This window comes from Paenibacillus sp. FSL M8-0142, assembly GCF_038597315.1.
GTDB lineage: Bacteria > Bacillota > Bacilli > Paenibacillales > Paenibacillaceae > Paenibacillus_AQ > Paenibacillus_AQ lactis.
Genome location: NZ_CP152008.1, coordinates 1,974,113 through 2,001,064 on the forward strand (window position 1 = coordinate 1,974,113; position 26,952 = coordinate 2,001,064).

At 51.0% G+C, this 26,952-nt stretch carries 18 protein-coding genes; 13 read left to right on the forward strand and 5 right to left on the reverse strand.

Going from position 1 to position 26,952, the window contains the following annotated elements; all coding sequences use genetic code 11:
* Positions 1-69: 69 nt before the first annotated feature.
* The gene (locus tag NSQ46_RS09290) at positions 70-2,766 is read left to right on the forward strand and encodes a carbohydrate-binding protein (RefSeq protein ID WP_341342254.1); all 2,697 of its coding nucleotides are present in this window, start codon (positions 70-72) and stop codon (positions 2,764-2,766) included.
* 94 nt (positions 2,767-2,860) lie between these two features.
* Here NSQ46_RS09290 and NSQ46_RS09295 read toward each other — a convergent pair whose 3' ends face one another.
* A complete protein-coding gene (locus NSQ46_RS09295; RefSeq protein WP_251537722.1) occupies positions 2,861-3,667 on the reverse strand; it encodes an N-acetylmuramoyl-L-alanine amidase in 807 nt (268 codons plus the stop codon).
* A 161-nt stretch (positions 3,668-3,828) separates the two neighbouring features.
* Here NSQ46_RS09295 and NSQ46_RS09300 point away from each other — a divergent pair, with 161 nt between their 5' ends.
* The gene (locus NSQ46_RS09300) at positions 3,829-4,020 is read left to right on the forward strand and encodes a YqzE family protein (RefSeq protein WP_340899939.1); all 192 of its coding nucleotides are present in this window, start codon (positions 3,829-3,831) and stop codon (positions 4,018-4,020) included.
* Positions 4,021-4,167: 147 nt separating this feature from the next.
* Here NSQ46_RS09300 and NSQ46_RS09305 read toward each other — a convergent pair whose 3' ends face one another.
* The 4 genes from NSQ46_RS09305 to NSQ46_RS09320 form a co-directional block, all read right to left on the reverse strand.
* Positions 4,168-4,764 (reverse strand): hypothetical protein, encoded by a 597-nt coding sequence (locus tag NSQ46_RS09305; protein ID WP_342576675.1) that lies wholly within the window; start codon positions 4,762-4,764, stop codon positions 4,168-4,170.
* Positions 4,765-4,869: 105 nt separating this feature from the next.
* Positions 4,870-5,958 (reverse strand): hypothetical protein, encoded by a 1,089-nt coding sequence (locus NSQ46_RS09310; protein ID WP_340899942.1) that lies wholly within the window; start codon positions 5,956-5,958, stop codon positions 4,870-4,872.
* Positions 5,959-6,100: 142 nt separating this feature from the next.
* Positions 6,101-7,063, reverse strand: a complete 963-nt coding sequence (locus NSQ46_RS09315) for a YqhG family protein (RefSeq protein WP_210094793.1) — start codon at positions 7,061-7,063, stop codon at positions 6,101-6,103.
* Between the two features lies 1 nt (position 7,064).
* Positions 7,065-8,822: an SNF2-related protein gene (locus NSQ46_RS09320; RefSeq protein WP_342576676.1), complete on the reverse strand. Its 1,758-nt coding sequence runs from the start codon at positions 8,820-8,822 to the stop codon at positions 7,065-7,067.
* 601 nt (positions 8,823-9,423) lie between these two features.
* Here NSQ46_RS09320 and NSQ46_RS09325 point away from each other — a divergent pair.
* The 11 genes from NSQ46_RS09325 to NSQ46_RS09375 all read left to right on the forward strand — a co-directional run bounded on the left by NSQ46_RS09325 (position 9,424) and on the right by NSQ46_RS09375 (position 26,472).
* On the forward strand, positions 9,424-12,072 hold the full coding sequence (locus NSQ46_RS09325; RefSeq protein WP_340899943.1) for an adenosylcobalamin-dependent ribonucleoside-diphosphate reductase: 2,649 nt from the start codon (positions 9,424-9,426) through the stop codon (positions 12,070-12,072).
* Positions 12,073-12,210: 138 nt separating this feature from the next.
* Complete coding sequence (locus NSQ46_RS09330; protein ID WP_340899945.1) at positions 12,211-13,119, forward strand: hypothetical protein; 909 nt, start codon at positions 12,211-12,213, stop codon at positions 13,117-13,119.
* A gap of 31 nt (positions 13,120-13,150) precedes the next feature.
* The gene (locus tag NSQ46_RS09335; RefSeq protein ID WP_340899947.1) at positions 13,151-13,396 is read left to right on the forward strand and encodes a hypothetical protein; all 246 of its coding nucleotides are present in this window, start codon (positions 13,151-13,153) and stop codon (positions 13,394-13,396) included.
* A 1,191-nt stretch (positions 13,397-14,587) separates the two neighbouring features.
* Positions 14,588-15,730: a GntR family transcriptional regulator gene (locus NSQ46_RS09340; RefSeq protein ID WP_341342647.1), complete on the forward strand. Its 1,143-nt coding sequence runs from the start codon at positions 14,588-14,590 to the stop codon at positions 15,728-15,730.
* 632 nt (positions 15,731-16,362) lie between these two features.
* Positions 16,363-17,313, forward strand: coding sequence for an ABC transporter permease subunit (locus tag NSQ46_RS09345; protein ID WP_341342249.1), 951 nt, complete (start codon positions 16,363-16,365; stop codon positions 17,311-17,313).
* A 32-nt stretch (positions 17,314-17,345) separates the two neighbouring features.
* A complete protein-coding gene (locus NSQ46_RS09350; RefSeq protein ID WP_007127767.1) occupies positions 17,346-18,266 on the forward strand; it encodes a carbohydrate ABC transporter permease in 921 nt (306 codons plus the stop codon).
* A gap of 56 nt (positions 18,267-18,322) precedes the next feature.
* Positions 18,323-20,014, forward strand: coding sequence for an extracellular solute-binding protein (locus NSQ46_RS09355; RefSeq protein ID WP_342576677.1), 1,692 nt, complete (start codon positions 18,323-18,325; stop codon positions 20,012-20,014).
* 136 nt (positions 20,015-20,150) lie between these two features.
* The gene (locus NSQ46_RS09360) at positions 20,151-21,134 is read left to right on the forward strand and encodes a Gfo/Idh/MocA family oxidoreductase (protein WP_340899951.1); all 984 of its coding nucleotides are present in this window, start codon (positions 20,151-20,153) and stop codon (positions 21,132-21,134) included.
* 17 nt (positions 21,135-21,151) lie between these two features.
* Entirely contained in the window at positions 21,152-22,228 is a 1,077-nt protein-coding gene (locus tag NSQ46_RS09365) for a Gfo/Idh/MocA family oxidoreductase (RefSeq protein WP_342576678.1), read from the forward strand.
* A 428-nt stretch (positions 22,229-22,656) separates the two neighbouring features.
* Positions 22,657-24,117, forward strand: a complete 1,461-nt coding sequence (locus tag NSQ46_RS09370; RefSeq protein WP_342576979.1) for a dienelactone hydrolase — start codon at positions 22,657-22,659, stop codon at positions 24,115-24,117.
* 375 nt (positions 24,118-24,492) lie between these two features.
* A complete protein-coding gene (locus NSQ46_RS09375) occupies positions 24,493-26,472 on the forward strand; it encodes a stalk domain-containing protein (RefSeq protein WP_342576679.1) in 1,980 nt (659 codons plus the stop codon).
* Positions 26,473-26,952: the final 480 nt, after the last annotated feature.

Sequence of the window (26,952 nt, forward strand, 5' to 3'; positions counted from 1 at the left end):
GGAAATCGAAACGGAGGTAATGTCGTGAAAGGGAATCCGGGAAAAAGGTCGTTATTGAGGTTGACTGCATTGCCATTGATCATGGCCCTTCTGCTGACATCAGTTATCGGGGCCGCCCCGGTCCGTGCCGCTTCGTTCGGACCGGCCGACGCGGACGCGGCGATTAAAGCGTTCAACGCCAACTTTTGGGACCCGCAAGCGAAGTACTTCTGGGCCAATTCGAACCGCGGCGACAACTACCAGAGCTTCTGGGTCGAAGCGGAGCTGTGGGAAATGGTGATGGACGCCTATCTGCACACATCAGACCCGAAGCTGAAGGCCGAGCTTCGAACCCAGATCGACGACATCTTTGACGGCACGGTGGCCAAGCACGGCGAGGACTGGACGAACAATCCGTTTAACGATGACATCATGTGGTGGGCGATGGGCAGCGCGCGGGCTTATCAGATTACCGGCGAAGCCAGATATTTGGAGAAGGCCAAGTATTACTTCGATTTCGTGTACGATACGCAGTGGGACGACGAGTTTGCGGGCGGCGGCATTTGGTGGCTGAACAGCGAGCACAACACGAAGAACGCCTGCATTAATTTCCCGGCTGCCCAGGCGGCTGTATTCCTGTACGAAATTACGGGAGATCGGCATTATCTCGAGGCGGCGACCCGCATTTTCAGCTGGGGCAAAACGATGCTGACTGACGGGAACGGCAAAGTGTTCGACCGGATCGAGCTGGAGCGCGGCCCGGTGCCGGATTCCACGCATTATAATCAAGGGACATTCGTCGGTGCGGCGGTGGGGCTGTACCGGGCAACCGGGGACGAGACGTATCTGGAGGATGCCGTGAAGGGTGCACGGTTTACGATGGACCGGCTGGTGGACGACAACCGACTGCTCAATTATGAAGGGCCGAACGGGGATTTGAAAGGCGGCAAAACGATTCTGATCCGCAACCTGGCCTATTTGCAGCAGACGCTGGACGATCTCGATGACCGCGCCTATGACGATTTTGAGCGTGAATTCGACGCCTGGCTGGCCTTTAATACGGCTACGGCCTGGAGTCATCGCGGCGAAGAGGGGATCGTTGACGGCAACTGGGTGGGACAACTGCTCTCCGGCACCTATGAGTCTTGGTCGTCCGCGGGCGCGGTTCAGGCACTTACGGTTGTGGAGCCGCAGGAGGCTGCTCCGCGTTATCCGGTTAGGATCGCCTATTCAAGAATCGAAGCGGAAAAATACAATATCGGTAAAGGGTTCGTGCTGGAGGGGGGCCCGGAAGGCACGCTGCAGCTCGGCGGCATCCGTTCCGGCCATTTCGCTGCCTATAAGAACGTTGACTTCGGAACGGACGGCGCGATCGGGTTTATTGCCCGGGCCGCCAGCGGGGCGGGCGGCGGCAATATCGACATCCGGCTGGATGGGCTGGATGGACCGCGGGTCGGCACGGTCCGCGTGGAAGGCACCGGCGGCTGGCATCAATTTATCGATGCAGTCGGCGTGCTTGAGGATGAGCAGGGGAATCCTGTGACCGTAACTGGCACGCATGACGTATATTTGGTGTTTAACCAAGTCGACGACGAATATCTGTTTAACTTGAACTGGTTTCGGTTTACCGAGAACGATCCGAGACAAACCGATGCCTATGCCAAGCTGCGGGCCGGTCAGCTGGATGGCGGCTCGGGCTTAAGCGTTAACGCCGAACACGGCTACCTGGAGGGAATTGCGGACGGCGCTCATGCCATCTATCGGGATATCGACTTCGGCAGCAGTGGTGCATCCGGCGTAACGATGCGCGTATCCAGCGGCCATAAAGGCGGCTCGATCGAGGTGAAGCTGGATAGTCTGGACGGTCCGACGGTCGGCGTTGCCCGGATTCCTGCCCTGGGCGGCTGGGACGACTGGGTTGATCTGATGGCGCTCGTAGATGGGGAACAGGCTGTCGGCATTCATGACGTGTATCTTGTTTTTCACGGGACGGACGGCCAGGATTATCCTTGCAATCTCGATTGGTTCAATTTCACGACGGTCAAAGGCACGGACCGGGATGCCTTCGGCAAGCTCGAAGCCGAACATTATACGATCGGCAACGGGTTCGGCACAGAGCAGGGCGGAGGGCAGACGTATCTGGCGGGGCTGTTCGGCCCTAACCAGCCTTACGCGATGTACAACTACGTCGACTTTGGCGATACGAGCCCGGAACAGTTCCATGTTCATGCGGCCAGTGATACGGGCGGCGGCACGATTGAAGTGCGAATCGACAGCATGAACGGCCCGCTGATTGCCGCCGCTAAGGTCGACGGCACCGGCGGCTGGCATAACTTTGAAGTGTTCTCGGCGAACATTGCGACACCCGTCACCGGCAAACATATCGTCTTCCTGATTTTCAAAGGCTCGGATTGGCTGTATAACCTGGACAAATTTACGTTCGGCGATCCGGCCGTATTTACGGCCCCGACTACTCCGCCGGCGCCTGTGCCGGACGATGTGCCGCCGGGCGAGGTGGAGAACGTCCGGGCCCTTCGGGAGAACGGGCACATCCGGCTGTACTGGGATGGGCCGTACGATATGGACGGCAAGCTTGTACAGATCCGCCTGTTCAAGAACAAAAAGCAGGTCGGCGATACGCTTGAGGTAAGGCGCGGGATTCAGACTGCGCTCCTGCCGGAGGTGAAAAATCCCCGGAACCATACCGTCACCTTCGCAGCCGTGGACCATTCCGGAAATGTCTCCAAGGGGCACACCGTCCGGCTGGATGATTTAATAAAGAAATGACATGAACCAGACCGGCGTACCGCTTAAGCGGGCGCCGGTCTATTTTTGCTGGATCGTCTTCGGCCCATGGTCATGAGGCAGGCCCCGGGCCGACTCACAGGGCTGTTAAATAATGGACAATGCCTGCCGCAATTGCTTCGGCCAGCTTCATCTGCCCGTTGCGGCTCGTCAGCAGCTGCCGGTCCTCGGGATTGCTGATGAAGCCGGTCTCCACAATGACGGCGGGAACGTCGGTCGTATTCAGCAAATAGTACGGCTTGCCGACCATGATCTGGTTGCGGTTTCGGTATACTTGATTCAACTGCTGTTGGATTGCATCGGCCAGAGCCTTGCTGCGCCCTTCCGATTGATGCAGCACGATGCCGCCGCGTTTCGAGCTGTTTCGGCCCCAGTTCACATGGATGCTTACGACAAGCTCGGTCGGGATCTCTTCGCTAAGCTGCTTGCGCTGCGAAAGGTCGCGCCGATGCCTGGAGGACGTCCTGTGCCACCGGTTGTCGTCGCTTAAAGCGTAATCGCCGTCGCGATTGAGCACGGCAGGATATCCCTGCTGCCGGAGCAGCATAAACAGCCTGCGCGATATTTCAAGATTGATATCCTTTTCCAAAATATCGCCATGGGAGGTTCCCCCGTCGATGCCGCCGTGCCCCGCATCGATCAGTACGACGTCCTGGGCAAAAGGATGCAGATGGCGTGTGTGATGCTGGTTGTTTTCCCGGCCTGACGAGACAGGGGATTCTGGGATCTCTATATGCAGGCTGCGGGCGGCGGCCTGTGTGCGATTGTTATGGCTTGCGGCCTGCCCCACGGCCTGAACATGCTCCGAATGGAAAGCTGCGGCCATATGATCCGGGCATGCCAATGCCAGGAGAAGCATCCATATTCCTGCTGCCTTAACCATGATGGACTCCTTCTTTCTCGTGGATTTCGACTTCTTTAGAATGTGCAATTTGCGGAAAATCATCCCGATTCCTAAAGCTGTGAGTCTAGAAACGATTGAAACGGAGCAAACTGATAACGGGATGCGGATAAACCCTAAGAAGATCCAAAGGAGATGATGAGATGGCCAGCGGAGATGAACTGATTAAATACATTACGGAGCGATTCGTAACCTATATAGATACGCCGAAGGAGATCCGCCGCCAGTCCAAGGTGAAGGAATCGTGGACAACGAAATGGTTCGGCATGATTCCGTTCTCCGTATCGCTGTGGAGAGAGGACATATCGTCCAAGCGTAAGCGAAAAACCAAATAGGGTGATATGGACCGTTCAATGGATGGGCAATAGCACACGATGAGACGTCGGCTCCCTCATGACAAAGAAACAAACACAGGGATGGATGCTTTCCGGTGTTTGTTTTTGTCTGATTTACCTAAATCCGCAAGCATGTTTAAAAACATCTTATTTAAAATAATAAATTAGCTCTCCATCTTTATCGTAATACTTATATGAATAATGACTTTTTCCAGTCTTAGGGGGAAACATCCAGGTGACACTGGCCTTATAAGGCGTAAACTCTTGTTCTATTTCCTGTCCATTTACGCTTACCTGCATTTTCGCTATTTTATTTTCCTCATTAGTGACAATCAAAAACAAGAGAGGTTCTGGGGCGAAGACGCTAAATGCTTCATTAACGTCTACTTCTATTTGCTGCCACTTATAATTTCCGTCTTTGTTTTTTTGAAATTGAATGTAGCCTGGATTATTGTCAGATAAGAAACCGGCAGCATATCTTCGGTCATTCATGTCTTTAATTTCTACAATTTCTATTGAATTATTTTCATACCCTTCAATTGAATGAATTACTTTCAAAATAGATTCTTCATCGTTTCCATATAATTGCTGAGTATCATTAAAATAAAACGCGAAGAACCCCAGAAGAAGTAAAAATGCACCTATAAGTAATCTTTTGGGTGATCTTTTGGCTTTTTTCAACGGCTCTCGTTTTTTGCTATCGTCCAAGGCATCGGCATGCTTTTTCATTTCCTTCAAATCCACGGGCAATCATCTCCCAAACCAAGGATGTTACCTTAATTATTAAATGAATGCTCGTAATGATCAATGAAATGTCAAAAATAAAAATCAGTAAATTGCTCATGTCGATTATCCTGGATAAACATAGAACTTGCCTTGACCCACTAATCGGGGTGCCGGCAGAAACCGGGTAGTGTCCGTATTCCGGAGCGGAATCGCTACATAGATGGCTGCAGCATCAGCAGCGCTGCCGGAGACGGATGACCAGCGCTGCCATCCGGTCAAGCTGAACGGGGCACCGAAAGCGGCATTGCCATCGCCCTTCGATTTAAACACCAGTGAAGGGTGCTTTTGCAGCAGCCTTCTGAGCTCGCTGCTGCTTCGGGCCGTGAGGCTGGATGAGGTCAGCCATTGAAGATTATCATACGGGTCGGGACGATGCTCCGTGATGGACGGAGCGTCCGCCGACCATCCATGTGCAGATCCGGCTGCAACAACTCCTTTGCTGATGCCGGAGCGGTCCAATGTGCCGGAGGCCAGCGAGACGTTCGGGAGCAGCTCGCTATTGAAGCCGCTGATATAAAGCGTATCTTGGTTTGGAAGGGTGACCTCCCATACAGGAGCTCCCGTATATCGTTTACGAATCAAGCTGCCTTGCGGGAGAGATCCCTCGGGATCGGTAAGCCCCTCGGCGGCTAGACGCTGCTCCAGCGGTCCCAAGCTGAAGGGGAGGGTACCGCCGATTCCATATTCACTGAGCACATACCCTCCATCCTCGGAGGCGCTGATAATGAGGTAACCTTGAGGCAAACCTTCATCGGTTACCGTGACCAGCCAGCCGTGCGTCCCGGGTCCGAGCGGGGTGTATTCCAGCTCGGCCTCGCTCCAGGCTGTAAACGGCACATGGGCCGAGAGCTGCTCCACGGTGTCTTCCGTGAAATGGAGCAAGCTCTGCGGAACCGCGGCGGAGACCGCGGACTTCCGAATGGAGCTGTCATCCGCGAGGGAGAGGGATGGATCGGCGGAAGCGGGAGTGATTATCGCCGCTTCACTGCCGGCCGCAGCGACCGCAAGCGGATGGATGAGGGTCGCCGTACATAAGGCCGCCAGCAGCAGGGCAGACCTTGCGCGGGATCGATTGGACCGGCTGTCGTTATCGTTATTGAAAGAGCCTCCATGGAGGACGTTATTTTTATGCCAATGCAACAAATGGATCAACCGCCTTTCCTTCCCGCTATCCTAAGCGATGGGGGATATGGTGGTTCTATCATATCGGACAAGCTGTGCAAACGCTGTTGCAAGGTGTCGCGCCAGGACAGAAGGGAACGGTTCTTTTTTTGCCTTGTTTTGTAGAGGAGCGTCAAGAGGACGCGCTCACGGGCGAACACAGGTGAAAGAGGCCGCAGGTTATGGCGGAGAAGCTGATTTTCGGCTCATACTGCCACTGCATTTCCGACCTCCGGTTCCGGTATTGTTCCTCGATTTGAGCTTTCTTTTCCTCATCCTGCTCTTTCAGCAGGTCCTCGTAATAACTGTCGATTACCGCAAGTTCCTCCGCCAGCCGTTCGCGGGCCTTGGATGCCCACGTATAATCCAGCTTGCTTAAGCTGACGATCAGATGCTCCTCGAGGAGCCCCGCCGCCTCGCGCAGCGAAACGGCCGCAGGGCGGACGTGCACGCTTTCGGGCAGGCGGGGCGTCAGCTCGCGGCCATTAAGCACAGCCGGGAAATCTGTCACGATCTTCCGGGTGGACAGCGAGATGCCAACATAATGGAGTTCCTCGCGCTTCAGATCGCAGCTGAACTCTACCTTGAAGCAGACGCCGAGCCACTGCTCGTACGGCGTTGACCTTGCCCTTGGGCGCGGCTCCGTGACCGGCTGCTGGAACAGATACACGCATTTGCCTTCCTCGCGGGCCGCGTTCCAGATTTGAGCCAGCCTGCTGCTTCCGTAGCTGACGTTCTCGCGCTGGATTCGGCCGGGACCGAGCACGGGGAGCACGGGAGCGTTGCCGTAAAAGCGGGCCAGCAGCGGGTCCTGCTGCGGTGCGGACAGCTGCGCCTTGCTCTCGGCGAGCTTGGCCTTGGCCATCCGCTCGTCGTAGGCTTCCGGATCGAACACGAACTGGAAGGAGAGGGTCTCGGCCGGCGCCCCGGTACGTTCCACAAAGCTCCAGTAATAAGGGCGGTTGGTGAGCATTTTGTCGGCTTGGGGCGACAGCTTCACGGTAACATGCTCCGGTGATTTTTCAATGACGGTGCATTCGGTGGCTTCCAAATAGGCCATGAAGTGCTTCTGCACCTCTTGCGGCGTCATGGTCATATCAGGCTTCTTCCTCTCTTAAGGTTTCTCCGCTCGCTTCCTGCTCGATATCCTGCTTGATATGGTGCAGCGAGTCGCCGAGCGTATTGATGCGCCTCCGGATCTCTTCATCGTTGCCGGACTCCAGCATGATTTTGTACAGGCTCTTCTCGAAGGACTCGCTCTTCTCGTAGCGTTCCAGAATGACATCCAGTCCTCCGATAACCATCTCGAACATATTGATCTTCTCATGCAGCAGATTCAAAATATGCTCCTCGATCGTACCTGCAGTGGACAGGTTGAAGATTTGCACATCGTTGGTCTGGCCGAGACGGTGCACGCGTCCGATCCGCTGCTCCACTCGCATCGGATTCCAGGGCAGGTCGAAATTGATCATATGGTGGCAAAACTGCAGGTTAATTCCTTCGCCCCCGGCTTCAGTTGCGATCATAACCTGAGCTCTCCCCCTGAACAGGTCCATCATCCAGTCCTTTTTCCCCCGGTTCATGCCGCCCCGGTACGGCACCGATATGAGTCCGTGATCCCGGAAATAGTTAAGCAGATATTCCTGGGTGGCCCGGTACTCGGTGAACACGATCACCTTCTCGTTCATCTGGCGGATGAGCTCGATCGTTTTCTCGGCCTTGGTATTGGCTTTAATCGCTTTGATCAGATACACCAATTCCCAGATTTTATCGCGGAGCGGGGAGTCCTCCGGCAGCTTCTTGGACAGATTGACGAGCGTAACAAAGACCGCATCCCGGCTGCTGCACACCTCGCGCTGGAGGGTGACGAGGGACAGCATGCTGCTTAAATTTCCCCCTGCTGCCTGATACTGATCTTTGACGAAGGACGTGACCCCGTCGTATAATGACTGTTCTTCGGGCGATAAAGTCAGCCCGACATTGCGGACGGAACGCTTCGTAAACTTCACTTCGCCTTCGCCCCGCCGGTTGCGGATCATGACCTTGGACAGCTCGTCCTTGAGCTGCTCCTGGTTCTTCGGCTTTCGTTTATCCACAACGAAATTGGCCGCAAACTGCCCCTGGCCGCCAAGCTGGCCCGGCTTCAGGAGCGTGATCAGGTTGAACAGCTCGCTGAGGTCATTTTGTACAGGCGTAGCGGTAAGGAGCAGGCAGTATTTTTTGCGCAGTTTCTGAATGAATTGGTAGTTGGATGTTTTCTTGTTCTTGAGCTTGTGGGCCTCATCGATGATAAGCATATCGTATTCCTGATTCAGGAGATATTCGCTATGCGGATCCCGTTTGGCGGTGTCCATGGAGGCGACGACGATGTCATTCGCCCAGGAATAGGCTTTTTTCTGCGCGATGGCCGGAATGCCGAACTTGGAGTTCAGCTCCCGGACCCACTGGAGCACCAAGGAAGCAGGTACGAGAATCAGCACTCTGGATACGAGCCCGCGGAGAATATATTCTTTTAAAATAAGACCGGCTTCAATCGTCTTCCCGAGTCCAACCTCATCGGCCAGAATCGCCCGGCCCGACATCTCGAACAGCACCCGCTTGGCGGTGTCGGTCTGATGCGGAAGCGGGGACAAATCACCCAGGTGCTTGAGGCACTGAAGCTCTTCGAAGCTCGTCACCAGGCGGGATAGCTCGCCCTCAACGGCTAGCTGAGACAGCCTGAAGTCCCCCCACGGACCGCCTTTCTCAAGGCGCCCTTCGAGATCGTCCAGCCAGGAACGGTCCATCTGAAGCGGTACGGGCAGGCGCGGATCCGTCGTCATGTCTGGACCGGCAGTGGATGGCTGATGATTCATGGTGATCCCCTCCTGTTATGAAAGTTTCCGGACAGCGGTGTATGAGTAGTATGGACGAAAAAAGAAGTCTTCATAACTTGCACCTCCCTTTATGGGGTGCGAAAGGGCGGAGAGAGCGCACGGCTGCTGGAATTGGCAATTTTCAACGTGTTTTTCATAGGAGACGGGTGAAAAAGAGAGCGGGACGAAGAAAGCGGAAGCAGGAGCGGACAAGCATGGGGTTTCGCCCTTAATTTTCACATTATCGGCATAGTTTTACTATATATAGTGTAGTATAATGAATTCATTGCACTATATATGGTGTGTTTCGGCGTTTTGTATGTTTGATCCGCTACATATGAGGTTATGTTGATGGTGAACCCGCTAGCAGTATTCGTGAAAAAGCGGCAGCTGCACGGGGATCTTTACTGCTGCGGCATAACTGCGGAAGTTTTGGCAGTCCTATCGGAAATTGCCTGGATCGGTGCATGATCACGGCATCTGATATCGACGCAGGATAACCGCTCAGGGCGGTTCGTTTTTAAACGCGGTCTGTCTTCTTAGAGAACGTCGATCAATGTTTTATTTATAATCGTTATATTTTAATTAGGAGGAGTTGCTCTTGAGTACGATGCAAAGTCAGCGGCTGGAAGGTTTGAGCGAGAAGATCTTTTTGGACCGGTATGCGTGGAAGGATGCGGACACCAATAATGCGAAGGTCGGCGATGTGGTGCTCGTTCTGACGAAGGACGACCCGAAGTTCCCGACGAAGGAAGTCGGCGAAATCGTGGCTCGTGAAGGACGGAAGGTAACGGTTCGTACGCGCAAAGGCGAGCTGGTGGAGTCGGAGGTGGAGAAGCTGACGCTGACCATCGAGAAGACGCCGGAGGAAATGTGGGATCGGCTTGCGGCCGCGATGTCATCGGTTGAGGCAACACCGGAGCTGCAGGAGGAATGGCGGGAGAAGTTCCGTTACATTCTGGACGACTGGAAGCTTGTTCCGGGCGGCCGGATTGCAGCAGGCGCGGGAGCCAGCGACGAGCTGACGCTCTTCAACTGCTATGTCATCCCTTCTCCAAAAGACAGCCGTGGGGGCATTATGGAGACGTTGACCGAGATGACCGAAATTATGGCCCGCGGAGGCGGCGTAGGTATTAACCTGTCATCGCTGCGTCCTCGCCGCGCGATCGTCAAGGGCGTCAACGGTTCCTCCAGTGGCGCCGTATCCTGGGGCGGCCTGTTCAGCTACACGACAGGACTTATCGAGCAGGGCGGAAGCCGCCGCGGCGCGCTGATGCTCATGATCAACGACTGGCACCCGGATGTGCTGGATTTCATTACGGTGAAGCAGACGATGGGCCAGGTGACCAACGCGAACCTGTCGGTATGCGTCAGCAACGGCTTCATGAAGGCCGTGAAGGAGGATCTGGAGTGGGAGCTGGTATTCCCGGACACGACCGATCCGGATTACGACGAGGTGTGGGACGGCGATCTGGACAAATGGAAAAAGGCCGGACGAAAGGTCATTCCATACCGTACGGTAAGAGCGCGCGAAGTGTGGCATACGATTATCGAATCGGCCTGGAAATCGGCCGAGCCGGGCGTTGTCTTCATGGAATATTACAACCAAATGTCGAACAGCTGGTACTTCAACCCGATTATCTGTACGAATCCTTGCGGCGAGCAGGGGCTTCCGGGCTGGGGCGTGTGCAATCTGTCCGCGATGAACCTGTCGAAGTTCTACGATGAGGAGAAGCACGACGTCGCTTGGGACGAATTGGCGGTAACGACGCGTTACTCCGTTCGCTTCCTGGATAACGTCATCGACCGGACGCCTTACCATTTTGAGGAGAACGAGGCGAACCAGAAAAAAGAACGCCGCGTCGGCCTTGGAACGATGGGTCTCGCCGAGCTGATGATCAAGCTGAAAATTCGCTACGGCAGCCCGGAATCGTTGGAATTCCTCGATAAGCTGTACGGCTTCATCGCCCGCGAAGCGTATCTGGCATCCGCCGACATCGCGGCGGAGAAGGGCTCGTTCGAAGCGTTCGATGCTGAGCTGTACCTGCAGAGCGGATTCATGAAAAATATGGCGGAGGTTTATCCGGAAGTGGCTGAGGCTGTACGTGCCAAAGGCGCACGGAACGTTACGGTCATTACGCAAGCCCCTACAGGCAGTACCGGCACTATGGTCGGCACCTCGACGGGGATCGAGCCGTACTTCGCCTTCAAATATTTCCGTCAAAGCCGTCTTGGCTTCGACGAGCAGTTCGTTCCAATCGCTCAGGAGTGGCTGGACAGCCATCCGGGTGAAGAGCTTCCGGATTACTTCGTGACGGCGATGGATCTGTCCGCCGAGGATCATATCCGGGCGCAGGCAGCCATCCAGCGCTGGGTAGACAGCTCGATCTCGAAGACGGCCAACTGCCCGGCAGACTTCACGGTTGAGGATACGAAGCGCCTCTATGAGCTGGCCTTTGACCTTGGGTGCAAAGGGGTAACGATCTACCGCGACGGCAGCCGCGACATCCAAGTGCTGCAGACCGAGAAGAAAGAAGACAAAGCAGCGGAAGCTGTAACCGCGTCTTCCCAGGAAACGGCGCTTGAGCAAAGCGCGGCAGGTCAAGCAACAGAGGATGCCGCCAGCGTTCAACCTTCGGCAGCTGCCCCTGCGGCACCGGCTGGAAGCAAGAGCGGACTCGATAAGCAGTACAAGAAGCGTCCACAGGTGCTGCGCGGCGCAACGTACAAAATGAATACGCCGTTCGGTATGGCGTACATTACGATCAACGACCTGGACGGCATCCCGAGCGAAATCTTCCTGAACGTCGGCAAAGCCGGTTCGGACGTGTTCGCGATGGCCGAGGCGCTTGGACGCGTCTGCTCCCTGTTCCTGCGGTATGGTGACCATGGCAACAAGGTGGAGTTGCTGATCAAGCATCTGAAGGGCATCGGCGGCACCGGCGCGATCGGCTTCGGCGCGAACCGCGTGGAGTCCATCGCGGACGCCGTAGCGAAGGCGCTGGAGACGCATGTGGCAAGCGGAGCACCGGATCATGACCATGATCCTGCGCCGGTTGCGGCCACCATGGCTCCGGCCGAGCCTGCGGTTGCCAGCCACGGCGCACCAGCAGCCGACCATGGCCATGGCGGCGCTCACACCGGCGGCTCGATGTCCCTGGACCTGTGCCCGTCCTGCGGCGGCGCGTCCCTGATCAACATCGAGGGATGTAAGACTTGCGGGAACTGCGGGTATAGCAAGTGTTCGTAAGTGGGGATTGATGACAAAAATCGTTTTATATTTTAAAAAATGTAAAATTTAAAGTGTTATAGGCCCGTACCTTGGTGGTACGGGCTTTTTGAATGAGAATAATGCGCAGAAGGAAGCCGTGATCGAGGATAAAGCGAGTTGATTTCATTAGTCTCCCGTTATCCTGACGCTTTTTTGTTGGCAAATCTAGGAATATCCTTTATCATAAAAATAAAACTTTCGGGGGTTGAAATGGGCGGCGAATTAGTTAAGGCAGTTATAGAAAAGATACCTAGCTGGGTGTTTAGCGTTATCGGAATAGGTATCGTTGGTTTATTTTTTTATGTTTCATATTTATTGTCCAAGGGGGCTCGTAAGATATCCAGCGTGTTGGATAAGGAAAATAATATTAAAGAAATGCAGGAACAGATTAGAGAACTTGAGAATGAAAATGAATATTTGAAGGGCATATCCTCTCAATTCAGCACTGCAGTAGAGAACCTTACCACTCATATCAAAACATTTGATGCTATAAGAGTACTGTCCGACACACCAAGTGAAGCTAGATACAAATTATCAAATCTATTAGGGAGAATGACTGACTCTCTAGCAGCAGATGTTAAATTTACACCAGGAGAAAAGCATAGATGTGGATTTTGGCTTTATGATAATGAAAACAGAAAACTTGTGTTGTCACATGCGAGTTCGGGATTTCCTTCAAACTACATAAATTCTAGGTCGCTTGATGTTGATGTATCAATCGCAGGGAGAGCTTACAGGCTACGAAAAACTGTTTACGAACCTAATGTTGAAGACTCAATGGAATGGTCAAGAAATCCAGATTCATTAAGTCGTTATAAATCGATTGTAAGTATACCAGTTGTACCATTTGGGGTATTAACTATTGATGCAATGAATCCCATGATTAAGGATTCGATTGAAATTGGCGAAGCATATGCAGCTTTGTTCGTGATTGTTTCATCACAGCTGTTCATTTTTTCCGAAGATGATTTAACTGATGAAGACTTTTTTGACAGTGAATCATCATTTGATGAAGAGCTAGCATAGAGTTATAATATAAAGCAAAGGAGTGATAAGGATGATTCGAGATGAACAAGCTTTTCTAAAGAAGATCCTCGAGCTCTCTACAGAACGTGGTAAGATTGATGAAAGCTCTTATTCAAATGCACTGCGGAGGATGTTGCGACAGAAGCAAATACATGAAAAAGAGCTCGATAAAATTTACTCAAACGTCAATAAATTTCTGAGAGAAAATAAAAAGTTAGACGTACCGGACGATTCCGAAGTTGAAGATTCGCCTCGAGAGAACCATCAATATGCATGAACCTTTAAGAGCGCCAGCGGCGCTCTTTTGTATATGGAGGAATGATGTCTGTGCAATCATCACCATTTTATCACCCTCATAGCCAAAGAAGTTGCGACCACCTGATTGGGACAGGACAATTCCAGACTGCATACCCAAAGAAATCATCGAGATGGCGACAGGTTATGAAGAGCTGCAGAAATGGCGAATCAATGGGCTTTTGACTAAGAGTCCGGATGGTGTTGTGAACGTAACCGTATTGCCTCCCAATTCGATGGAAGGGCAAGTGAACTATGATGGGTATTCTTATTATTTTTGGGGCGGACACTGGAGATGCGTTGAAACGAGAAGAACGGGGATAATTTAGAACCCCTTATGGCACTAGGGAAGATATTAACACTGATACCCCCCTAACATTAATGAGATTACGCTCATCGACATTCTTGGTTCGGAGAACGGACGATGTCGTGGAGAAGGTGCAGCTGAAGATCGAGAAGAGCCTCATCTACCGCAACCTGAATATTTTTGATGACGGTGAGAGGAGGTCATAATCGGCCGATTCTGCCTAAGAGCATGGTTAGGATGAGTGGACTCAGCGGGAAGTTGCGAAAGCTAAGGATATCGCGCATGGGGGGGGAAAGTATTAGAAATTGGTTTACAGAACTTGCATTTGGAATATTGGATGTTGAAGAAGGTGAGTATTTACATTCTTTTTTGCATTATTTATGTGAACTAGCCGAAGTTGTGGAGATATTGTGGGAGAGCCGATGCAGCTCTATTGGGGTACAATGCTTCAAATTAATAAGTAGAGAAACATCTCGACTATCTATGTGGTAAAAATCCCCTCCTCCGTATCAATTAAACTGATCAATGCAAAGTGAAAGATATGTTATTATTACTGACATTATGATCGTACAAGTAGGTCTTGTTGAAACCTAATTTAGTGACAAAACTAATTACAACGGGCATTTATTATAGATTCAAATATATAACGTAAGGCTGAAACGGCTCTGGTGCCTTTTTTTAAGCATTTTCTCACGCAAGCTAACGAATACGATAGTTCAATAAAAACAGCGGCAGTCTAGGACTTTATTTTCTCGTCCATGGCTGCCGCTGTTTCAATTATTGGAATAAAACGCTTGCGCCATTCGTAATGTATATATTAAACATATTCAATGAAATGTGGTGATTCGATTGAGCTCTACGGAAAGAATGCCTTTGTATCAGAGGGTTCAAGAGTATATACGCGACTTGATATCGTCGAATGTATTGAAGGTTGGAGACCGTATTCCTACGGAAAAAGACCTCATGGAGCGTTTCGGAGTCAGCAAGATTACGGTTGTGAATGCCCTGGCCGGCTTGGTTAACGAAAAAATCATAACCAGGGTGCCCGGGAAGGGGACTTTTGTAAGTGAGCCTGAACCTGAAATGTCGGCGACTTTTCCAATAAACTCCGTGAAGCCTGTCGATAAAGCTAGCGGAGAAATGGGGACGCGGCTAATAGGCCTGATTCTGCCCAGCATTTATGATTATTTTACGATTCGGCTTATACAAGGCATTCAGCAAGCACTCAACGAGAACGATTACCGCTGCGTGATCTATTTGTCGGAGGGCGATATTGATAAGGAAAAAGAAGCGATCAAGACATGCAGTAGCATCGGAGTGGAAGGCTTATTGATCTTCCCGGTTGACGAGGAATTATTCAACGAGGAAATCCTAAGCATGAAATTTGCGGGGTTTCCGTTTGTTCTCATTGACCGTTATCTTCCCGGGGTGGAAACGCACTATATAGCATCAGACGGCAGGCTCGGCGCTAACATGGCGGTCAATTACCTGTGGGAGCTGGGGCACCGTGAAATCGCCATCTGCTCCGATTCGCCCATACAAACCGTTACCGTCCAAGAGCGGATCGATGGATATATGAATGCCTTCAAGGAAAAGGGAGCACTCATTAACCCAGCCCACATCGTAACCGGCTTTGAACTCGGAAGTCTGGAGCAAGCGGAAACCCATCCGCTGTACCGCTATATCAAAAACCGGATGGCAACGGCCTATATTACGCTAAATGGAAGTCTTGCCGTAAAAATCTACCAGATTGCGCGTCAGGTTGGATTGAAGGTGCCGGAGGACATTTCCATCATCAGCTTTGACGATCCGACTTCCATCATCGAAGGCTACAGCACGTTTACGCATGTTAAACAGTTTGAACGGGACATGGGCTACCGAGCGGCCTATACCCTGCTTGAGGTCATTAACGGTGATGACGGACATCAAGGAAAATATTTCAAAACCCTCGTGGAGCCGGAATTGGTGATTGGCGAGACGACGGGAACAAACGTCTTCTCCGCTTTGTGATATCAACCCCCGTTTCCTCTATATAAAAGGAACCTAATTACGAGTCCGACGCGCTTTCGATCGAATCTGACCATGGAAGCGACGGCTCTCCGGACTCTTCTACTAGGTCATCTGCAACTCCATCCCATGAAATCCTCCCATAAGAAGTCCTAGCTCCATAAAGAAATTCAGCAGAAGCCCTCCCAACCATGTCCAGTCTGTTTGACTTCGTACCACATTTTTGATCACACAATTTCATGTGGATATATTGAATATAATGTGCCTTCGCTTAAGGAATGCCTGAAAGGTGGAGAAGGAGCCCCCCCCATTTCTCAATAACCTAAAGAACAGGAGGTCACTCTAGGCCACCAGCAGCTTCTTTTTGATGTAACCCCCGATTATTAATCAACGAAACCACCCGTATTTTATCGGCCAAAAAATACTTTTACCGGAATGAAGAAATTATGGAATGATTCCAACAGTATATTGAATATATTTAAACTAACGTTTAATGAAACCGCTTGCAGTAAGGAGGGGGGCAGTCGATATATATAATCGAAAATCGAAGCCAATGACATTGGCTCTATTCCCAATCGATCGGGAATGGATTCGTAACCATCCGATCCGACGAAGGTAGAGGAGGTGTTCGGAGAGTGGTACTCAAAGGTGCTGTTATCCCTGGATTTGAGCAATTAAAAAAGAATAAGAAGCTCTCTAAAATCTGGCAATTCAGGCACATCTATTTATTTTTGCTTCCTGCGATTATCTGGTTTCTGGTGTTTGCCTATTATCCGATGTACGGCATCTTAATCGCATTCAAAGACTTCAAATTCAATCTGGGGATCTTGGGGAGTCCGTGGGCAGGCTTTAAATATTTCGAACAGTTTTTGAACGATTCCAGCTTTTACGATGTGCTCCGAAATACGTTATCCATTAGCGCCCTGAAACTTATTTTCGGATTTCCGGCGCCATTGATCCTGGCCTTAATGCTCAATGCCGTCATGCACAAAAGAATCAAAAGAGTGTTTCAGACGATTTCCTATCTGCCGCACTTCGTGTCGTGGGTCGTTGTCGTGACCTTGCTTCAAAAAATCCTGTCTCCGAACGTAGGGCTTATCAATGACATTCGATTCCAAATGGGTTTGGATCCGATCTTTTTTATGGGAAAGCCGGAATTATTCTATCCCTTGGTTATCATCTCCGACATCTGGAAGGGTGTAGGCTGGGGTTCGATCATTTATTTAGCCGCGTTAACGAATATCGATCCGCATTTGTATGAAGCAGCCGAAATCGACGGGGCTGGAAGGTGGAGCAAGCTATTTAAAATCACGCTGCCATGTCTTACTCCTACGATTGGCATACTGCTGATCTTCTCCCTCAGCGGAATCCTGAACGCCGGCTTTGACCAAATCTGGCTGATGCAGTCCCCGGCAACCTTAAGCGTCTCGGAGATCTTGGACACCTATGTCTTAAAAACCGGCCTCCAGCAGGGGCAACTCGCCTATTCCACGGCGATAGGATTATTCAAGTCCGCGATTTCGCTGCTGCTCATTGTGGCTGTCAACAATATATCCAGACGTGTGAGTAACGTATCGCTATGGTAATAGGCTGGCACTCAAGATAAGGAGGTGTGTGTATGGGTGCGAGGAGGCTGACGCCGGCAGATAAAATGTACATGACGCTCAACTATACGGTGCTGTTTTTATTCTGCGCTACGGCGCTATATCCATTTATCTATTTCCTGGCCCTATCTTTCAATGACGGCTACGATGCGATGAAGGGCGGAATCTATTTTTTTCCTAGAGTGTTTACATTAGAAAACTATGCGAAAGCGTTCAGCAACTCATTGATCTTGAATTCGTTCTTCATTTCCATTACCCGAACCGTTGTCGTAACGGTAGTCTCCGTATTTCTGACGGCCTTATTAGCCTACGCGCTTTCGCGGAAAGGGCTGCCCGGAAGAAAATATATCGTATTCTTCTTTTTCTTCACCACGTTGTTCAGCGGAGGGCTTATCCCGACGTTTATCCTGTTCCGGCAAATCCACATCCTGGATACGTTTTGGGTGCTGGTGCTGCCCTCGCTATACAATTTCTTCAATGCGATTATTATGAAAACCTTCTTTGACGGGATCCCGGAGGGGCTCTCGGAATCGGCCCGAATCGACGGAGCAAGCGAGTTGTCCGTATTTGCAAGAATCATCCTGCCTCTCTCGATGCCGGTGCTTGCTACCATTGCCCTGTTTGTCGGGGTGGGCGTGTGGAATGACTGGTTTACCGGGCAGTTTTTCATACAGAATGAGAACCTGCAGCCTGCCGCCACGTTCCTGAACAAGATGATCAGCGAAGCGTCCTTCCAGTCGATGACGTCGTCGTCGGGAAATAGCGGATCTGCGATTCAGAACATGACCGAAACCCAGATGGAGCTGCGAGGCGTAACGCCGGAAGCCTTGAGGATGACGTTCGTCATCATTATTACGACCCCGATCATCTGTGTGTATCCATTTCTTCAGAAATATTTTGTCAAAGGCGTGTTGGTCGGTTCTCTTAAGGAGTAGTTGGTATAAAAGGCAAAGCCTCTTATATAAAACTTCCAATGGAAGGGGATTGTAGGATGAGAAAGAACAAGCGCAGGAGTGTTCTTGGCATGGCACTAATCGCTTTGCTGCTTTTCATGACAATGACGGCATGCACAGGAACGGGCGGAAAAGAGGAAGCAGGCACGAATGAACCGGGTCCAAAAGAGTCAGGGACTGAAGAAATAAAGCCGGTCACCTTGACTTTCCTCAGTGCCTGGAATGGCGGCGGAGCCGGTTTCCCGCAGGACCAGGAGAATAATCCCGTTGCCGGGCAGATCAGGGAGAAAACCGGGGTCACATTAAAACTTGAATCCATTACAACGAGCGAAGTCGAGAAACTGAACACCATCTTTGCTTCCGGTACGGTTCCGGATATCGTAAACGCACCTTTCTGGTCTACGACAGGAGGAGAAGGACAAGTCATCAAGAAGGCGGCCACGGAAGGACAGCTTCTGGATTTAACCCCTTATCTCGATAAATACCCGAATGTAAAAAGACTTGTGACGACCGGGATTGCGAAGGATTTTGCCGAGTTCGATCTCAACAGCCCCGAATTTGAGGGCAAGACATATCTCATTCCTACGGAGACCCCGGACGGAACCCCGGAGAGCATTCATAATTGGAACTACGGCCTGTTTGCCAGGGGAGATATCCTGAAAGCCTTAAATGTGAAAGCGGAGGATATTGATACGCAGGAAGAGCTATATGAGCTATTGGTCAAGATCCGGGATGGCGGTTTCAAGGATATTGGCGGAAAGCCGGTTATCCCGGCCGGAACCATGTGGAATGGATGGGATTACGGCCAATTCCTTGCCGGGTGGACGGATTACACGATTTCGGACTACCGTGAAGTCGACGGAAAACTGATCCACTGGACGCAATCCAAGGATCATGAAGCCAGACTGTTATACATGAGAAAATTAATAACGGAAGGTTTGTTCGATCTTGAAGCCTTTAACAATACGAGCACAACGGCGAATGAAAAGCTGACGACCGGCAAGCTTGCCGTATTCGGAGCCCAGCCGATGCTGGCGGATTTACAAAAAACGCTGTATAAGACGAATCCGGAAATGCAATATGAGCTGCTTGGACCGATGAAGAACAAGAGCGGAAACATTCGAACGCAAGTGGAAAAGCCGGGCCGTTCCGGGTTCCCTGTCCTGTTCTTAAGCGCGGACATCAAAGATCCCGATGCGGCATTGCGGTACATTGATTATGTCAACAGCGAAGAGGGCCGGTTGCTTGCGTATTTCGGCATCGAAGGAACGCACTATACCATGGAAAACGGGGTCCCCCAATGGATTCCGGATGTGAAAAAGCAATTCGATGACAACCCGGATCTGAAAAGAGACGCAGGGCTCAATTATCTTCCGGGAAGATTTATCGGGGCCTTCTCCTCGGAAGTCACTTGGCCTACGCCTGAGGATCAAAAAACCGAGTGGCAAAAGCTGGAGGAGAGCTTCTCAGCAAGAATGCCGATCAAAATCATAGATAAAGTAAGCGCGAGCTACCTTGCAAGAGAGTGGCCTAAATATCAGGAATATATCGATAAAACCAGCAGTTTGAATTTTGATGAGGAATTTAAGAAGGCCTTTTTTGCGGCGTCCGATGAAGAGGCTCTAAATATGCTTCATAGTGTTCAGGAAAAATTCAGAGCGGCCGGCGTGGAGGAAATGGCGGAGTTCGTGGCTCAAAAAGCTGCGGAACGGGATGATGTAGGGTTCTAATGAAGGAAGATTGCGGGATGGTGTGGATGGTGCCGCTCCATCCCCAATCACTTTCTTAACCTTGTTTATATCGCCGCCTCCCTTTGAGTGTGTAAAATTCGGTGAAAAAATATAAACGGTTACGGAGGGAAGAAGCATGTTGAACGTTGCGATGCTAAGTAAGTGGCATGTGCATGCAGAGGATTATGCAAGAAAGCTGCAATCTCACGGTAACGTGAAGCTCGCGGCCGTCTGGGACGAACAGCCTGAACGCGGAAGGGAATGGGCTGCCCGATTGGGAGCGGATTTTGAAGCGGATTTGGATACGCTGCTGCGGCGGGAAGACATCGACGGCGTTGTGGTGGATGCCCCTACAAGCATGCACGCCGACGTCATGGTCGCTGCCGCGGAGGCCGGCAAGCATATTTTTACCGAGAAAGCGATGGCTCTTACTGTTGAAGAATGCAATCGGATTTCTGCCGCGGTACACAAAGCAGGCGTCAAGTTCTGCATTTCTTTTCCCGCCCGTACAAGGCCGCACCAATTGTTTGCGAAGCAGCTGATCGATGACCATGTATTAGGGGACGTGACGCTTTTGCGCATTCGAAACGGCCACGACGGTGCTCTGAATAATTGGCTACCCGACTACTGGTATGATGAGAAGCAAACCGGGGGCGGAGCCATGATGGATTTGGGATGTCATCCGATGTACTTAGCCAGTTGGATGTTGGGTCAGCCCAAAAGAATCACATCCATGTTCCATTACTTCACCCATCGGGCAGTAGAGGATAACGCGCAGTGCTCCATTGAGTTCGTCAACAACGCGGTCGCATTGGTCGAAACGAGCCTTGTGACGTACAGGACCCCTTCGGCCCTTGAGATTTACGGTACGGAGGGCACCTTGATGATCTCGGATGATTCCGTTCGAATCATCTCGAAGAAGCTCGAGCTACCTTTTTCGGGATGGATCTCACCGACTCAGCTCCCTAAAGAGCAGCCGCTTCCGATCATCCAATGGGCGGATGCGTTGCTTGATGACAAGCCGATGCCCTTCGGACTGGAGGACGGGACGAAATTGACGGAGCTGCTGGAAGCGGCATATATCGCACATAAGGAAAACCGAACGGTGGAGTTCAAATAACGCGGGGAGGGGATTCCATGAGAACCGTAAAAGTCGGGATTATCGGCTGCGGAATGATTGCAGGCGGGAAGCATATGCCGTGCTTGTCCAAGTTAGATAACGTACAGATGGTGGCCTTCTGCGACTTGAAGCCGGAACGAGCCGAGGAAGCCGCCAAAAAATACGGCACGCCGGACGCAAAGGTGTTTACAGATTACAAGGATCTACTGGCGATGGAGGAAATTGAGGTTGTTCATGTGCTAACACCGAACAGCTCGCACGCGGCAATTTCCATTGATGCGCTTGAAAGCGGCAAGCATGTCATGTGCGAAAAACCGATGGCCGTCACAGGTGCCGAGGCCAAAGCGATGTACGAAGCCCACTTGCGAACAGGCAAGAAGCTCACCGTCGGATACCAGAACCGTTCCAACGCCAAGAGCCAGCTGCTAAAGAAGATGATCGCCGACGGGGAGCTTGGGGATATCTATTTTGCCAAAGCGGTCGCTACCCGAAGACGAGGCGTGCCTACCTGGGGCGTGTTTCTGGATAAAGAGAAGCAGGGGGGCGGTCCGATGATCGATATTGGAACCCACTCCCTGGATCTGATCCTGTGGCTGATGGATAACTATGAGCCGGAGAGCGTCGTCGGTAGTACCTTCCATAAGCTGAAGTTTACCGAAAATGCCGCGAACGAATGGGGATCCTGGGATCCGAGCGAATTCGAGGTCGAAGATTCGGCGTTCGGGTATGTGAAATTTAAAAATGGAGCAACGGTCATCATTGAAACCAGCTGGGCCCTCAACATTGCGGAGAGCGGCGGCAACCTGCTGTGCGGAACGAAGGGCGGGGCGGATTTTGCCAAAAATGAACTGCGGATCAACGGCGAGCGGGACGGAAGCTTGTTCCTCAATAAAATCGAGGTGAATCCGAATGCAAGAGAGCTGTTCAGGGGAGAAGAATTAACGGATTTCGAATATGAAGCCAAACAATGGATTCACAGTATCGTGAACGATACCGAGCCCCTGGTTAAACCGAGGGAAGCGATGATTGTTTCGCAAATATTAGAAGCGGTATATATATCGGCGGAAACAGGAAAAACGGTTTATTTTGATTAGGGAAGGGTCGTGAAACGCTGTCTTGCCATTGCGGGTTGCCAAGCGCCGATTATTTTTCGTTTTATTAAGAATGTATTCGATCAAATACCGATCTTTATACGTATCCTTGTCTACGTGGATACCTCTGCATTTCGTCGAACGCATTCAAGACTGTCGATAGACAAGGAAATCGTCCATTGGAACCCGCGCCTGGCGCGGGTTATTTTAATGACTAAAGAACGTCTCATCGGCGTTAAAATCCATGGATGATCCGGGCCTTTCCCGCACATCATCGTGCATCCTTACAAGCGTGTAAGGGAAATGTCATCTAAATCAATGGTACCAACCTGGCTGTTCCTCTAAAATACTCCCTGGATAGGATTTATTGTTAAGGGGGAGTTGGCGTGAGGTTTTTTGAAATACTGCTATTCTTTTTGAGTGCGTGTTTGTTGGCATTCCAGTTCGTAGTCAATCCACGTATCCGAAGATCAGCTTTGCTCCTGACAAGCGGAGCAGGCTCCATTTTTGTAGTGATCCATTTGCTTGTCGAAGGATACAGGGTTCAGCTATTGTTTTTATACGGATTTACGCTCCTGATGCTTATTCTTTCACTGATTGACGCTTTCAAAGCACCGGCAGCCGTTCAGACTGCTTCGCGAATCCGTAGGCTGCTGGGCCGACTCTTTATCGCGTTTGGGTTAATCGCAACGGGATGCTTCCTATTTGTGTTTCCCGTATTTAACGTTCCTGAGCCAACTGGCGAGCTGAAGGTAGGTACACAAGTCTTTCATTTCATCGATTCAAGTCGAGATGAGACATTCGGCACAACCGCGACAGGGAAGAGGGAATTGATGGTTCAGGTATGGTATCCGGCTCAAGCCGGCACCGGGCAGTACGCTCCTTTTATCCCTGATACCCGGATTCTAAGTTACATGGCGGCGAACTACGGCCTTCCCGGGTTTACTTTTCAACACTTGAAGTACGTATCCAGTCATGCTTATTCCGAGGCCGAAGTCTCTTCAGCACAGACTACATACCCGCTGATCCTTGCGAATCCCGGCTTTGGCTCCTCCAGGTTCCTCCATACGTCGCAAGCCGAAAATCTCGCGAGTCACGGATATATCGTCGCCGTGATCGACCATACCTTCAATACATTTGCAACAGAGTTTCCGGACGGTCGAATTACGACCAGCACAACCAACGACTTATTTTCGCCCGACCACGATTACCGAACCGAAAGCGGAAATCGCGACAAATTGGGAAAAGTTTTAACAGACGATGTGGCCTTTGTGCTGGACCAGTTCGAGCTTATCCAATCGGGCCAGATTCCAAGTCGTTTTAAAGGGAAAATGGATCTCAAGCATGTCGGGGTGTTTGGTCATTCCATCGGCGGAGCGACGGCCTATGACGCTGCTTTCGATCCGCGAATCACGGCTGGGATAAACTTGGACGGAGGGCTTTACCGCCTGCGTGACAGAGAGGGGCTGAAAAAGCCGTTTTTATTCATCCACTCGGAAACCGAATATGAACGATTAAAAATGGTGAGGGATGACCGGGTTTACACGGATGCAGAGCTTGACCGTATGGGCTCAACAAGAGAGTGGATGGATCAAGTAACGGAAGATAAAAAGCTGGAGCTTAAACGGATGCGCGAAACGGTCGGCGAAGGGGGACAAGTCCTCTATATCGACAATGCGGAGCATTTGAATTTTACCGATGTCCAGTTCATTTCTCCTATTTTCAAAATACTAGGCATTACAGGAAAAATTTCACCCGAAAGAGCGAGCTCCGTCATTAATGCCTATATGCTGGATTTCTTCGACATGCATCTGAAAAATGAAGGTGGAAACTTAATGAAAGGACCGGATAGCCGCTTTCCCGAGATGAAGTTCGCAACCTCGCTATTATAAATGATGGAACAAGCAGCCGATTTCGGCATGCTCCCTTATTAAGTAAACAAAGACTATCGTCACATTTAAGCAGCCAGTCGCCGGTATCTAACCGGTGGCTGGCTTTTTCGTTTAGCTTGAATGCGAATCGAATACTGGATGGGACTGCGTCCCTTTTTTGTTCCGGACTTTCTAGTTAGTGGGCTTATTTCGAACACATGCAGACTTTCCCACATGCATCTTGCGTAATCTGCAAAACGCCCCAAAAGGGAGCGTTATTTTTTTGGTACTTTTTAATTAATGTCCCGCTGTTTCATGCAGGAATTTATACCTATTTTGTCGAAATCAATCGAGGTTGTTAGAAAAATATTCCTATTTAGACAGTGAAGAGAGGTCATGGAAGTGAAAAGAACGTTGTATGTTCTCGTTTTGTTCAGCTTGCTGGTGGGACTCGGATTGGCGGGGACGAACCAAGGCAGCGTCTCTGCCGAAGGGGCCGAGCTCCAGATCAAAGACATTGCGGGAAAGAATACCTATCTGATGAGTGACGGCTCCATGTGGTCCCTGATTGACGGGCGCCATAGCATTCGTACGCCAGGTAGTGTCGCAGCCATTAGCGGTTATGAGTACGGGGGCATCGGGATGACGCAGGATGGCCGCTTAGTGGAATGGGGCATCGGCAAGGGACCCCAGGTCGTTCCGGGTACAAGCGGCGTGAAGCAGATTTCGGGTTCCTACTGGCTGAAGTCGGATGGTACCGTATGGAGCGGCAATGTAAAAGTAAACAATCTCAGCGGCATTCGGCTGATTGCCAATGCGGATCAGGAGCTGGCTGCATTGTCCTCAAGCGGAGAGCTGCTGCTCGAGGATAACTACAAGAACGATCAATTTAAAAAGCTAGGAATCGTGGAAAGCCCGGCTTCCGTTAAATCCATGACCGTACACAGCGGACGCGTTGCCCTGCTGCATGATAACGGTGACGTGGTTGTATATGAGACGTCCAACTTCGACGATAACGGGCGGATCATCCCGGTTACCGTGGCTCAACAGGCAGCTCATATCGTTTATGTATCGAATGAACCGACGGATCTTCTGATCGTGACACTCCAGGACGGAACCGTGTGGACCACCGGAACGTATAAAGACCGCTGGAAGCTCAAGGAGCAGATCTCGGGGCTTAGCGGGATCGTAAGGACATCCATTTACGGGAATGCGAAGGATTTGTCGGAAGGCTTCTATGCGCAGCGAAGTGACGGTAGCTGGGTACACCATAAGGATGGGCAGAACAAGAATGTGGATGTACCGGTGGTTAAAAGTTTATCCGTTGCGATATCCAATGCGACCCCTTATGTAGGAGAGTCGCTGGAAGTGAGCATCCAGGAGAACTACACCAACGGGGCCAAGATCAAGGTGCCGGTTAAAGATGCAAGCATCGAGATCGAGAAGCCGTATTTGTTGAGCGTGCAGAAGAACGGCACGTTGAAATCTGCCGGAGTCGGCAAGACGCAGATTACGGTAACATCGGGCGGCCAGTCCAAATCGGTAACGGTGTCGTCCAGCCTGCGTAACAATTTGAAATACGCGAAACAGGTCAATGGCAATGTCATGGTTCCGGCGAAATCCGTAATCCAGGCATTGGGCGGAACCTATTCGGCCAAAAGCGGAGGCGTGGAGGCGAAGTTCGGACAGACCGTGCTCTCGTTCAAAGCAGGCAGCAGCCAGGCCAAGCTGAATGAAAGCTCCATCCGTCTCAAAGCTGCGCCCATGAACGACAAGGGCGAGCTGCTCATCCCGGCCTCGGTATTATCCGACGCGCTGGGGGCTAAAACTACCTGGGATGCCAAGTGGAAGCAAGCGCATATCTCCCTTGGCAAGGATGCGACCCTGACCGTGGTTTCCAGCGAAACGGCTGGATTGATCAAAAAAGCGATGCAGGGCAATTTGGTTAAGTTCATCGGTCGTACGTATTGGGTGAACGAATTCGAGGACCTGGAACGCTTCTCAAAATTGACGGTAACCGACATTTTGCCTGACGACAAGGGTGAATTCAACGTCATCTTCAAGACGGCATCAGGGAAGACGGTAAAAAGCTATCCAATGCGTTCTTCGGAAGTGACGCAGCTGTTTGCAGACCGTTCCTCATTATTAACTTACGACCCTTATAAAAAATACAAATGGTCCGCGTCCATCTGGAAGCAGATTAAGGCCGGACAGGTTTCCCTCGGCATGACGAAGGAGCAGGTACAGCTGTCATGGGGCAACCCGGCTGCCAAAGACATAACCTCCGGCGGCGGAAAAACGATTGAAACCTGGGGATATTCCAATTTCAATATCGTTTCCTTCGTAAATGGGAAAGCTATTTTGATCATCATGTAAGCTAAATAAGATGAACTAGAGAAAGGAGCGAGTCAGGAAGAGTGGAAAATGATTCTGAAGAAACGGTAGTGGTCGACTTTGTGAGCGGATTTCTATTGATTTTGAATTAATACAATCAAAAGAAATCCGGGAACAACAGCGATCGTAAGAACATTTCACACGGCTGCCCTATCGCATCCAAACAATAGTTCAACTTATATAGATAAGCAGAGGCTTCGAAGCACGGAAGGCCTGCAGCCCGGTCATGGATATGATGGGCTGTGGGTCTTTTTTGTGTAGGGGTGGATTTGAGGAGATTTTGAAGGAGGAGGATAGGGTGGAAATGGTAATAACCCGATGGGATGATCGACACTTGGCATTTTCGATCGATTCGGCCCTCACCGATATTCAAGAGTTATACGAGAAAAGTGTGACGGCTGGCAGCCATACAAATGAAACGGTAATTGAGAATAGGGTTCGATCCCAAGCCGAACCGCTAGG

Excerpts from the sequence above, each read along its gene's own strand:
- NSQ46_RS09295 (WP_251537722.1), bottom strand. The coding sequence starts at position 3,667 with ATGGTTAAGGCAGCAGGAATATGGATGCTTCTCCTGGCATTGGCATGC.
- NSQ46_RS09300 (WP_340899939.1), top strand. The coding sequence starts at position 3,829 with ATGGCCAGCGGAGATGAACTGATTAAATACATTACGGAGCGATTCGTA.
- NSQ46_RS09315 (WP_210094793.1), bottom strand. The coding sequence starts at position 7,063 with ATGACCATGACGCCGCAAGAGGTGCAGAAGCACTTCATGGCCTATTTG.
- NSQ46_RS09320 (WP_342576676.1), bottom strand. The coding sequence starts at position 8,822 with ATGAATCATCAGCCATCCACTGCCGGTCCAGACATGACGACGGATCCG.
- NSQ46_RS09335 (WP_340899947.1), top strand. The coding sequence starts at position 13,151 with ATGATTCGAGATGAACAAGCTTTTCTAAAGAAGATCCTCGAGCTCTCT.
- NSQ46_RS09340 (WP_341342647.1), top strand. The coding sequence starts at position 14,588 with ATGCCTTTGTATCAGAGGGTTCAAGAGTATATACGCGACTTGATATCG.
- NSQ46_RS09350 (WP_007127767.1), top strand. The coding sequence starts at position 17,346 with ATGGGTGCGAGGAGGCTGACGCCGGCAGATAAAATGTACATGACGCTC.
- NSQ46_RS09355 (WP_342576677.1), top strand. The coding sequence starts at position 18,323 with ATGAGAAAGAACAAGCGCAGGAGTGTTCTTGGCATGGCACTAATCGCT.
- NSQ46_RS09360 (WP_340899951.1), top strand. The coding sequence starts at position 20,151 with ATGTTGAACGTTGCGATGCTAAGTAAGTGGCATGTGCATGCAGAGGAT.
- NSQ46_RS09365 (WP_342576678.1), top strand. The coding sequence starts at position 21,152 with ATGAGAACCGTAAAAGTCGGGATTATCGGCTGCGGAATGATTGCAGGC.
- NSQ46_RS09375 (WP_342576679.1), top strand. The coding sequence starts at position 24,493 with ATGGAAGTGAAAAGAACGTTGTATGTTCTCGTTTTGTTCAGCTTGCTG.